This window comes from Microbacterium sp. NPDC056044 (genome assembly GCF_042267145.1).
Taxonomy (GTDB): Bacteria; Actinomycetota; Actinomycetes; order Actinomycetales; family Microbacteriaceae; genus Microbacterium.
In genome coordinates, this window is the sequence record NZ_JBHJWZ010000002.1 from 617,614 (window position 1) to 629,382 (window position 11,769).

The following is an 11,769-nucleotide window of genomic DNA, read 5'->3' on the forward strand; positions in this document are numbered from 1 at the left end:
GCGGTGTCGCACGCGAGCGAGACGACCCCCCGGCCGCTCGGTGCCCGAGAGCGAGGGTAGCGGATGCTGCGGCCCGCGCGGTCGGCAGCATCCGCGCCCGACGGGGTCAGCGCGCGATGTCTTTGGGACGCAGCTTGACGGGGATCAGCAGCAGGAGGCCCACGAGCAGCACGATCACGATGCCGAGGATGCCGTAGTGGGTGGCGCCGAACGCCGCGATGAAGGTCGCCCACAGGAGCGGCGAGAGGAAGCTCATCACGCGGCCCGTGGTCGCGTAGAGGCCGAAGACCTCGCCCTGCATGCCGCTCGGCGTCACGCGCGCGAGCAGCGACCGGCTCGACGCCTGCGCCGGGCCGACGGCGGCCGACAGGATGATGCCGCCCACCCAGAACACCGGCTTGCCGCCCTCGCGGAGGAAGAAGACGAACAGGGCGCTCACGATGAGGATCGTGAGCGCCGTGATGATGACCGCCCGTGCGCCGAACCGGTCGTCGAGGCGGCCGGCGATGATCGTCGACACACCCGCGACGAGGTTGAGGGCGATGCCGAACGCGATCACCTCGGTCGCGCTGAACCCGAACGACACCGCGGCGAGCACGCCGCCGAACGCGAAGACGCCGGCGAGGCCGTCGCGGTAGACGGCGCTCGCGATGAGGAACCAGAAGGTCGGCCGGTGCTGGCGGAAGAGGGCGACGATGTCGTGGACGAGCACGACGTAGCCCTCGAAGAACCCGACCTTGCGGCGGCCGGGGTCAGCCGGCGACTCCGGCACCAGGAAGACGAACGGCAGGGCGAACAGCACGGTCCACACCGCCGCGCCGACCGCGATGAGGCGGTACGCCAGGCCGTCCGACACGTCGAGGCCGAACCAGTCGAAGGTGTTCAGCACGACGACGATCGCGAGCGCGAGGATGCCGCCGATGTACCCCATGCCCCAGCCGAGCCCGCTGACGCGGCCGATCGTCTTCGGGGTCGAGACCTGCACGAGCATCGCGTTGTAGTTGACGCCCGCGATCTCGGACGAGACCGACCCGAGGGCCACGAGGATCGCGCCGAGCCAGAAGAACTGCGGCTCGGAGTAGACGAAGAAGAGCGCGAACTGCAGGAGCGCGAGCACCGCGGTCGCGCCGACCACCCAGCGCTTCTTGGTGCCGGCGGCGTCGGCCCGCTGGCCCAGCACGGGGGCGAGCAGGAGGATCAGGATGCCCGCGGCGAACGTGACCCAGCCGTACCACTCCGACAGGTCGGCGAGCGCTCCGCAGTACGCGGTGCTCGCGTCGGCGGCGCTCGAGCACACCATGTCGCCGTTCGCGTTCTGCTTCGCGACGTCGGCCGGCAAGAAGGCGTCCGACACGAGGTAGAGCGAGACGAAGACGAACGTCAGGATGACCGAGTTGAAGGGCTGCGTCGCCCAGTCCCACAGCGCCCACGCGAACACCCGCCGCCGCGGCACGGGGGTGTCGTCGAGGCCGTCGGTGCCCAGGGCGGCGGTCGACAGGACGTGCTCCGGCGACGGGCCGGAATCCGCGGGGACACCGGGCTGCGAGGGCGTGCCGGACTCGTCGGAGCCGGGGGTGGGAGAGCTCATGTTCGTCACACTAAGGCCCTTCGGTGAACTGGTGCGGAATCAAGGTAGCGCTCCGAGCCCGCGTGGTGCTTTGCTTCGTTCATGACAGGGGAAAACGCGCCCGAGACGAAGTTCAACGGGCGTCTCGCGATCCTTCTCGCGATGGCGATGTTCGTGCTCGTGGTCGACACGTCGATCATGAACGTCTCGATCTCGGCGGTGGTGAAGGAGCTCCATACGACCGCGAGCGCCGTGCAGGGCGCGATCGCCCTCGAAGCCCTCGTCTCGGCCGCGTTCATCCTCATCGGCGGCAAGATGGGCGACCTGATCGGGCGCAAGCTGGCGTACATCCTGGGTCTCATCGGGTACGCCGTCGGCGCCGTCGCGATGACGCTCGCACAGGACATCACGGCCGTCATCATCTTCTGGGCCGTGATCGGCGGGATCGGCGCATCCCTTCTCCTCCCCTCGATGCAGTCCCTCATCCACGGCAACTTCGCCGGCGCCCACCAGAAGCGCGTGTACGCGCTCGTCGGCGCGTCGGCCGCCATCGCCGCCGCCGTCGGCCCGCTCCTCGGCGGTTTCATCACCACGTTCTGGTCGTACCGCGTGGCCTTCGGCCTCGAGGCGCTGATCATCCTCGTCGTGCTGCTCGGGGTCGGTCTCGTGAAGGACGTCAAGTACACCGGCGACCGCTCGATCGACCTCGTGGGCGCGGCGCTGTCGGTCATCGGCATGGGCGGCGTGGTGCTCGGCATCCTGGTGTGGCAGGAGGGCGGGAGCTACGTCGGCATCATCATCGGCCTCGGCGCCGTCGCGCTCGGCGGCCTCGCGTGGTGGCTCAACTCGCGCAAGAAGAAGGGCAAGCCGGTCCTCCTCGACCCGGCGCTCTTCTCGTCCAAGCCGTTCCGCACCGGCGTGAGCGGACAGCTGCTGCAGCAGATCGCCCTCGGCGGCACGATGATCGTGCTGCCGCTGTACCTGCAGATGGTGCTCGAGTACAACGCGCTCGAGGCCGGCCTGTCGATCGCGCCGCTGTCGCTCAGCATGTTCGCGGTGGCGATCTGGGCAGGGCGCCGCGCCAAGGGGCGGCCCGCGAACCTCATCCTGCTCGGCTTCTCGCTCGCGGCGGTGGGCCTCATCGCCATCGTGCCGCTGGTGCCGATCGCCGACACCGGCTGGTACCTCACGATCCCGCTCATCATCGCGGGCTCGGGCCTCGGACTGCTGGTCTCGCAGCTCAACAACTACACGCTGTCGCCGATCTCCGACGAGCGCGTCAGTGAGGCCGCGGGCGTCAACTCGGCGGCCGGCTCGTTCGGCCTGTCGTTCGGTCTGGCCTTCGCGGGCGCCATCATGCTCGCGACCCTCGCGTTCTCGTTCACGGCACTTGCGAACTCCAGCACGGTGCTCACCGCCGAGCAGCAGCAGCAGGTGTCCACCACCCTCGAGGAGGACGCCGAACTCATGTCGAACACTGCGCTCACGCAGCTGCTGGCCGACGAGACGCCGGAGACCTCGGCGGAGGTGCTCCGCATCAACGACGAAGCCCGCCACATCGCGCTCCAGGTCGCGCTGCTCATCCCGATCCTCGCGGCGGTGCTCGGCGTGCTCAACGGGTTCCGGATGCGGCGCCTGCCCGACCCCAAGCCCAACGAGGCGGTGGAGGGGATGCTGGGCGGCTGAGCCGTCGCTTCGGCGACGCCGGCGGCGCACGAGATGAGGATGACGGATGCTTCGGGGCGCAGCATCCGTCATCCACCACCCGTAGGGTGACGACATGACCGACGAACGGCACGGCGGGCGACCCCGCTCGCGCAAGCACCAGCGGCGACTCGAGGAGTTCGACGGTCAGGAGGAGGCGTTCGTCCGCTACTTCAAGGAGCGGGTCTACGCCACCTTCACGGGTCTCGCGATCGTGCTCGTGGTGTCGGCGAGCGATCACGCAGAGCCCGACCACGCGTTCTTCGCGCTCGTGCTGGGCGTCATCGGCATCACGGCCGCCGGGTTCGTGTCGGACATCGTGTCGCACCTCGCGGTGCACCAGGAGTTCCCGAGCGGCGCGGAGTTCGCGGTGCTGGGCCGCATCGCCGGGGGAGCGCTCGGCACCGTGGTCGTGCCCGGCATCCTGATCGCGCTCGCGTGGCTCGACGTGATGCACCTCGAGACCGCGCTGCGGGTGTCGAGCATCGTCTACATCGCGACGCTGGGCGTGATCGGCTGGGCAGCCGTGCGCCGCGCGCGGCTGTCGTGGACGCAGAAGCTCGTCGCCCTCGGCATCCTTCTGGCCCTGGGCCTGCTCGTGATCGGGCTGCAGACCCTCGCGCACTCGATCTGACAATGCGTCGGCCAAGTTGAGTCGAGTCATATCAACTTTGACTTGACGGATGCTGCGACCCGGGCGTATGGTTGAGCCATCGCGACTCAACCTCAGGGTGGACCGCGAGAAGACTTCCCTGTAACCCCGGGTGGCAGCATCCGTCTGCGCCCATACGAAGGAGAGATACACATGGCACGTGCTGTTGGAATCGACCTCGGTACGACCAACTCGGTCGTGAGCGTCCTCGAGGGCGGCGAGCCCAAGGTCATCGCGAACGCCGAGGGCTTCCGCACGACCCCTTCGGTCGTCGCGTACACCAAGGACGGCGAGGTGCTCGTCGGCGAGACCGCGAAGCGCCAGGCCGTCACGAACGTCGACCGCACCGTCTCGTCGGTCAAGCGCCACATGGGCACCGACTGGGGCTTCGACGTCGACGGCAAGAAGTGGACGCCGCAGGAGATCTCCGCGCGCATCCTCCAGAAGCTCAAGCGCGACGCCGAGCAGTACCTCGGCGACACGGTGACCGACGCCGTCATCACCGTCCCCGCGTACTTCAACGACGCCGAGCGCCAGGCCACCAAGGAGGCCGGCGAGATCTCGGGTCTCAACGTCCTGCGCATCATCAACGAGCCGACCGCCGCGGCCCTGGCCTACGGGCTCGACAAGGGCAAGGAGGACGAGCTCATCCTCGTCTTCGACCTCGGTGGCGGTACCTTCGACGTCTCCCTCCTCGAGGTGGGCAAGGACGACGACTTCTCGACCATCCAGGTGCGCGCGACCGCCGGTGACAACCGCCTCGGCGGCGACGACTGGGACCAGCGCCTCGTCGACTACCTCATCAAGCAGTTCAAGGACACCACCGGTGTCGACGTCTCGGGCGACAAGATCGCCCTGCAGCGCCTCAAGGAGGCCGCGGAGCAGGCGAAGAAGGAGCTCTCCTCTTCGACCAGCACCTCGGTGAACCTGCCGTACCTGTCGCTCACCGACTCGGGCCCCGTGTCGCTGTCGGAGACCATCACGCGCGCGAAGTTCGAGGACCTCACGAAGGACCTCCTCGACCGCACCAAGAAGCCCTTCGAGGACGTCATCCGCGAGGCCGGCATCAAGGTGTCCGACATCGACCACGTCGTGCTCGTCGGCGGTTCGACCCGCATGCCCGCGGTGTCGGAGCTCGTCATGAAGGAGGCCGGCAAGGAGGCGAACAAGGGCGTCAACCCCGACGAGGTCGTCGCCGTGGGCGCCGCTCTGCAGGCCGGTGTGCTGAAGGGCGAGCGCAAGGACGTCCTCCTCATCGACGTCACCCCGCTGAGCCTCGGCATCGAGACCAAGGGCGGCATCATGACGAAGCTCATCGAGCGCAACACCGCCATCCCGACCAAGCGCAGCGAGACCTTCACCACCGCCGACGACAACCAGCCGTCGGTCGCGATCCAGGTCTTCCAGGGCGAGCGCGAGTTCACGCGCGACAACAAGCCGCTGGGCACGTTCGAGCTGACCGGCATCGCGCCGGCCCCGCGCGGCATCCCGCAGGTCGAGGTCACCTTCGACATCGACGCGAACGGCATCGTCCACGTGTCCGCCAAGGACAAGGGCACCGGCAAGGAGCAGTCGATGACGATCACTGGCGGCTCGTCGCTGCCGAAGGACGACATCGAGCGCATGGTGCGCGAGGCCGAGGAGCACGCCGCCGACGACAAGAAGCGTCGCGAGGCCGCCGAGGTGCGCAACCAGGCCGAGACGCTGTCGTACTCGATCGAGAAGCTCATCAAGGAGAACGAGGACAAGCTCCCCGCCGAGGTGAAGACCGAGGTGCAGGGCGACGTCGACGCTCTCAAGACCGCTCTCGCGGGTGAGGACGACGAGGCCGTGAAGACGGCGTTCGACAAGCTCAACCAGAGCCAGGGCAAGCTGGGCGAGGCCATCTATGCGTCGAGCCAGGCTTCGCAGGCTGCTCCGGATGCTGCGGCCGGCGCCGAGGGCGACGGCCAGGCCCCGACCGACTCCGATGAGGACGTCGTGGACGCCGAGGTCGTGGACGACGAGGACGAGAAGAAGTAACCATGGCGAACAAGGACCACAACCCGGGGCCGGTCGAAGAACCGGCCGACGGCGAAGAGGTCCGGCCTGAGGGCGAGGGGTCGGAGGCGAACGCCTCCGGCCCCGCGCCGCAGGACGGGCAGGACGAGCTCACGGTGGACGACATCCTGGGCGCGACCCAGAACCCCGACGCCGCCGCCGAGGACGCCGTGCTCGCCGACCTCGAGTCGCAGCTGCTCAACGACCTCAAGCGACTGCAGGCCGAGTACGCCAACTACCGCCGCCGCACCGAGGAGCAGCGCGAGGTCGAGATCGAGCGCGCCCAGGGCGCGGTCGCGAAGGGCATCCTCCCGGTGCTCGACGACCTCGACCGCGCCGAGAAGCACGGCGACCTGGAGCAGGGATCGGCCTTCGCGGCCATCGCTGAGAAGCTCCGCGGCGTCGCCGAGCGCATCGGACTCACCACCTACGGCGTCGCGGGCGAGGTGTTCGACCCGCAGCAGCACGAGGCGATCTTCCAGGTGCCGACGCCCGGCGCGACCGAGACCACGATCGTCGAGGTCGTCGAGATCGGCTACCGCCTCGGCTCGGTGGAACTGCGTCCGGCGAAGGTCGTCGTCGCGGTTCCCGCCGAGTAGCCCGAAGGAGGCTCCATGGCCAGTCAGGACTGGTTCGACAAGGACTTCTACGCGGTGCTCGGCGTCTCGAAGGACGTCAGCGAGGCGGACCTCAAGAAGACGTATCGCAAGCTCGCGCGGAAGTACCACCCCGACTCCAACCAGGGTGACGCGGCCGCCGAAGCCAAGTTCAAGGAGGTCAGCGAGGCGTACTCGGTGCTCTCCGACGCGGAGCAGCGCAAGGAGTACGACCAGATCCGCGCGATGGGCTCGGGCGCTCGCTTCACCGCGGGCGGCCAGGGCGGCGCCGGCGGCTTCGAGGACGTCTTCTCGATGTTCAACCAGGGCCGCGGCGCCCGCTACCAGAGCGCCGAGGACTTCGACGACATCTTCGCGATGTTCAACCAGCAGCAGGGCGGCTCGGGCTTCGGCTCCGGCCGGTTCGGGCAGCCGAGCGGCGGCTATCGCGGCTTCGGCGGCCCGACCCGCGGCGCCGACGTCACGGCGCGCACGACGATCGACTTCGTCACCGCGACCAAGGGCGAGACGATCACGCTCCAGGGCGAGGACGGCAAGCCGTTCAAGGTGAAGATCCCCGCGGGCGTCTCGGACGGCCAGAAGATCCGGCTGCGCGGCCGCGGGCGTCATTCGCCCGACGGCGGCGAGAACGGCGACATCGTCGTGCAGGTCACCGTGCGTCCGCACCCCGTGTTCACGCGCGACGGGCTGAACCTCCGCGTCACCGTGCCGGTGACGTTCACCGAGGCTGCGCTCGGCGCCACCATCGAGGTGCCGACGCTCGGCGGCGATCCGGTGCGGCTGCGCGTCGCCCCGGGTACGCCGTCCGGCCGCGTGCTGCGCGTCAAGGGGCGCGGCGTCGAGTCCACCAAGGGCACCGGCGACCTCCTCGCCGAGGTGCAGGTGGCCGTGCCGTCGCACCTGGACGAGGCCGCGCGCGAGGCCCTCGAGCGCTTCCAGAGCCTCGAGCCGAAGGAGAACCCGCGCGCCGACCTCATGACGAAGGCACGGGGCTGACCCACCATGTCCCCGAATCAGGCGATGAGGCGAATACAGGCTGGTTTGCGGCGCGAACGGCCTGATTTCGCCGCATCGCCTGATTCGAGCACGGGCACGGGGACGGGCACCGGCACGGGCATGGGCACGAGGTCGGGCATGGGCACGAGGTCGGGCATGGGCACGAGGTCGGGGAGGTGACGAGATGACCGAGGACGACATCGACGCGGATGCTCCGATCTTCGCGATCGCCGTCGCCGCCGAGCTGTCGGGGATGCACCCGCAGACGCTCCGTCAGTACGACCGGCTCGGCCTGGTCGTGCCCGCCCGTACGCAGGGCGGCTCACGACGCTATTCGCTGCGGCACGTGGAGCAGCTCCGCGAGGTCGCCCGCATGTCGTCGGACGGCATCGGCCTCCCCGCGATCGTGCGCATCCTCGAGCTCGAGAACCGCGTGCAAGAGCTCCACGGCCGCGTCCGCGACCTCGAGGAACGCATGCGCGCCGAGCTCGAGAAGCGCCCGGGCGCCCGCGTCTTCGCCGCCGGTTCCACCGGCTCAGTGGTGACGCTCCGCCACGGCACGCGCGTCCGCCGCGCGACCGAGGTCGTGGTGTGGAGCCCGCGCACGCCGATCACGCAGCAGAGCGAGCCGCCAGGCGAGACGCCGGCGAGCTGACTCACGGAGAGGGAGGGGACGGATGCTGCGTCCCCTCCCTCTTCGCATGCGCTCGAGCCGTGCGTCAGACGTGTCGCGCGCGCCGTGTGGTGAGGAGCGCGCCGAGCACGATCAGGCCGACCGCCCCGAGCGGGACCAGCGGGGAGAGCCCGCCGCCGCCCGTCGCCGGGAGCGGACGCGTGCCGGCGGTGTTCGTCAGCGTGAGCTCGGCCGTCTGGGGCGAGCGCACCTCCGCGATCGGCAGCGTGACGACGCCGTCCTGGTCGGGGACCAGTGCCTCGCCGCCGACGCTCCAGATCGGGGTGCCCCAATCGACGCCGGGGATCGACGGCAGGTCCGCCTCTCGCGCCTCGATGATCGTCCCGACCGGGAAGTACGGCGAGGTGATCGTCACGTTCGGCTGGAGTTCGATCCGGTCCTGCGGGACGTAATTCAGCCACCAGTCGGCCGGGAAGGTGGTGCCCGCCGGGACCGACGACGAGCCGTCGCCGGCGACGACCTTCGTGACCGCCCAGCGGGTCAATGCGACCACGGAGTTCGTGACCTCGAGCACCGGCGTCTCGTCGAGACCGATCTCGACGAAGCTCGCGGGACTCCACGTGGTCTCGCCCCACTCGTAGCCCTCGGGGAGGGCCGACGTGTCGGGCTCCTCTTCGAGCAGGTTGACGACCGTGCCGACCGGGAACGAGATCGGGTTGTCGTCGGCATCGACAGGACCGGCCGTCGTGCCATCGGCCGGGAGCTCGAAGCGGCCGACCAGCACGTCGCGGCTGGGCAGGTGGGCCACGTAGTCGATCGTGAACGAGTCGACGAGGAGGTCGTCAGGATCGATGCCGTCCATGTTCTTCTGCACCAGGAACGTGCCCTCGATGAGTGACGCGCTGTTGGTCAGCGTCGCCGTCACGGATGCGGAATCGTTCTGGCCGATGACGAGTTCTTCAGAGTCGAACGCGGCCTGCAGCCAGGAGATGTGCCGGACAGTCGGAGCGGACTGCTCCTCGTACCTCACGATGGTGCCGTAGGGGAACAGCAGTGGCTGACCGGCGGCGTCGACGGGGCCCACGCCTTCCTCGCTGTTGCCGGGGACTCGCAGGATCCCGCTGTCGATGATGTCCTCTTCCTCGCCGGTCGGGAAGAACGCGGTCCACGCGACGCTGTATTCGAGCCCCGGCGGCACCTGGTCGGACGGGACACCGTCGAACGTCTTCCTGATGTTGAAGGTGCCCTCCTTCAGTGCGTTCGTGACCTCGATCTCGATGTCGACGTCCGGCTCGGTCGACGGGGGAAGCTCGATGCTCACGATCTCTCCGAAGGCGGGCGTGTAGGTCGCCGGTACGCCGTCGCCGATCGTGACGTTCACCACGGGCGGCTTCCAGTCGCCCGGATTCTCGACGGGCTCGCCTTCGAAGGTCGGCGGAAGCTCCGCGAGCTCCAGGGTCTCCGCGCCGGTCTCGAGGTCGGTGATGAGCTGCGGCTCGCCGACCGGCAGCGCGAGCTCCGTGCGGGCACCCTCGGGGTTGCCGTTGTAGGTGACGGCATAGCCGAACCGGGGATCGGCGGCCGCCCCCTCGGCGTGCTTCACGATCGTGATCGTGCGACCGTCCTCGGTCGGGGTGATCACGTTCGTGAGCTCGACGGCGACCGTGGTGTCCGCATCCGTGATCACGAACGTGCGGCCGGGGTTCCAGCCGACGCCGCTCCAGTCGTATCCGAGAGGCGGGGTGATGCCCGCGAGGTTCTCGCTCAGGATGATGCGCGTGCCGACCGGGAACTGCTGCCCGACGTCGACCACGCTGCCGTCCAGCGGCACGTCGAGAACGCCTGAGATCGGATCGGCTCCGGGTGTGAGCGCAGTCCATTCGACGGGAACCGTGCCCTGCAGAACCGGGTCTCCGCCTGAGGGGTCGTCGATCGTCTTCGAGACGCTGAACGTGCCCATCAGCTGTGTCGCAACGTTGGTGACCACCACCTGTGCCGTGGTGCCCGCCCCGACGATGAGCGGGTTCGGTGCGATCGTGACGTCCTCGTCCCACTCCCACCCGGGGATCGTCTCCGGCGCGATCTCGGCGAAGGTCACACGGGTGCCCTCGGGGAACCGCTCGCCCGCGGCAATCGGCGTGCCGTCGGCGGGCACCTCGAGCGAGCCGACGCTCACGGTCCTGTCCGGCTCCACGGCGCGGTAGTTGACGGTGAAGGTCAGCCCTTCGGGCAGCTGGTCCGGCTCGATGCCTTCGACCTGCTTGCGCACGACGAACGTGCCGCTGGCGTCATTGCACGAGATCTCGGCCGAGAACAGGAACGAGTGGACCTCTCCGCCCTGGATGATCACGTTCTGCCCGATCACCTGGCCGTCGAGCGGCGCGGCGTTGACGGTGACAGAGGCGTTCGGCGCGTAGATCGAGCCGTCGATGCGCGCCTGTCCCGCAGCCACGGTGACATCGCCGGTGAGCTGCGACAGATCCCACACGATGTACGGCGAGTGCACGCCCTGCGGGTCCGCGCGGGCGCCGATCACCTCGGTCGTCCCCGCGGGTACGCGGATGACGAGCGGGTTCGAGACGCCGGGCGTCGGTCCGGGGGAGAACTGGATGAGCGACGCGCCCGCGATGTCGGCGTAGTCCACGATGTTGGGCTGGTCGGGGCTCAGCTCCTCGAGGACGACGCGGTCGCCCGCGTCTTCGGCGACGCCGACCGGGTAGCCGACGCCGGTGGTGGGGTCGGCGATGTCGTCGAAGCAGCTCGACGCCTCCTCCCACGATGCGTCGCGGTTCGCCTCGACGTAGTCGGCGACGGCGGTGCCGGAGGTGCTGGCTGTGTAGATGCTGCCGCCTCCGACCGCACCGGCCGGGGGCGCCGCGTTCGCCGGATACTGCTGATGGGTCGTGTCGATGAGCGGGGTCTGGTCGACGTCGGAGGGATTCTGGTTCAGCCGCAGCCAGTCGGCGCGTGCGAACGCCTGCCAGCCGCCGTCGCGCTGGACCATCTTGAGGTCGCCCCACAGTTCGGGGTTCGTGGTGCCGGCGCTCGTGATGGCAAGGATGCCGGTGCTCGCGGTGCTGTACTCGCCGACGAGGAAGCGCGTGGGGTCGCCGTCGACGGTGGGCAGGTCGTAATCGCCGGTGCCGGCCGACACGTGGATGATCGTGTACTGCCCGCTGCTGCCCTGCACGGTGGCGGTGCCGCCGACCGCGATGCTGCCCTCGGTCTCCTGGTTCTGCAGCAGCGCGTCTTCGCGGGCGTAGACGGTGAAGCCGCCTGCGATCGCGAAGGGATTGACGGAATCGGGATAGGCGGCCGCCGCCGGCTGCGGATCGATCGCTCCCACGACGACCGCGCCGGTGGCGGCGAGCAGTGTCGCGGTGATCCCTGCGACGACGCGTCGCAGGCGTGGGCGGCCGAATCGTGGCATTGCGAGACCCCTCTCCCGCCGAGGCGCGAGGGAGCACGCCTCGGTAGTCGTACCCTATCGGTCCGCGTCAACCGGACAATGGAGCGATTCACGCGCACGCACACGGATCGCCCGGCGACGGAAGCTCGT

8 protein-coding genes are annotated in these 11,769 nt (G+C 69.3%); 6 read left to right on the plus strand and 2 right to left on the minus strand.

Annotated elements, in window-relative coordinates:
- Nucleotides 1-106: 106 nt before the first annotated feature.
- A complete protein-coding gene (locus ACFC1I_RS07895; RefSeq protein ID WP_376007685.1) occupies nt 107-1,588 on the minus strand; it encodes an MFS transporter in 1,482 nt (493 codons plus the stop codon).
- Nucleotides 1,589-1,669: 81 nt separating this feature from the next.
- Here ACFC1I_RS07895 and ACFC1I_RS07900 point away from each other — a divergent pair, with 81 nt between their 5' ends.
- The 6 genes from ACFC1I_RS07900 to ACFC1I_RS07925 all read left to right on the plus strand — a co-directional run bounded on the left by ACFC1I_RS07900 (nt 1,670) and on the right by ACFC1I_RS07925 (nt 8,231).
- The gene (locus tag ACFC1I_RS07900) at nt 1,670-3,253 is read left to right on the plus strand and encodes an MFS transporter (protein WP_376007687.1); all 1,584 of its coding nucleotides are present in this window, start codon (nt 1,670-1,672) and stop codon (nt 3,251-3,253) included.
- A 94-nt stretch (nt 3,254-3,347) separates the two neighbouring features.
- Nucleotides 3,348-3,905, plus strand: a complete 558-nt coding sequence (locus ACFC1I_RS07905; RefSeq protein ID WP_376007689.1) for a hypothetical protein — start codon at nt 3,348-3,350, stop codon at nt 3,903-3,905.
- Nucleotides 3,906-4,076: 171 nt separating this feature from the next.
- Entirely contained in the window at nt 4,077-5,945 is a 1,869-nt protein-coding gene (gene dnaK, locus ACFC1I_RS07910; RefSeq protein ID WP_376007691.1) for a molecular chaperone DnaK, read from the plus strand.
- Between the two features lie 2 nt (nt 5,946-5,947).
- Nucleotides 5,948-6,562, plus strand: coding sequence for a nucleotide exchange factor GrpE (locus ACFC1I_RS07915; RefSeq protein ID WP_376007693.1), 615 nt, complete (start codon nt 5,948-5,950; stop codon nt 6,560-6,562).
- A 15-nt stretch (nt 6,563-6,577) separates the two neighbouring features.
- Nucleotides 6,578-7,576 (plus strand): DnaJ C-terminal domain-containing protein, encoded by a 999-nt coding sequence (locus ACFC1I_RS07920; RefSeq protein ID WP_376007695.1) that lies wholly within the window; start codon nt 6,578-6,580, stop codon nt 7,574-7,576.
- A 184-nt stretch (nt 7,577-7,760) separates the two neighbouring features.
- A complete protein-coding gene (locus ACFC1I_RS07925) occupies nt 7,761-8,231 on the plus strand; it encodes a heat shock protein transcriptional repressor HspR (protein ID WP_376007697.1) in 471 nt (156 codons plus the stop codon).
- 64 nt (nt 8,232-8,295) lie between these two features.
- Here ACFC1I_RS07925 and ACFC1I_RS07930 read toward each other — a convergent pair whose 3' ends face one another.
- Nucleotides 8,296-11,640, minus strand: a complete 3,345-nt coding sequence (locus ACFC1I_RS07930; RefSeq protein ID WP_376007699.1) for a collagen-binding domain-containing protein — start codon at nt 11,638-11,640, stop codon at nt 8,296-8,298.
- Between the last annotated feature and the right edge of the window lie 129 nt (nt 11,641-11,769).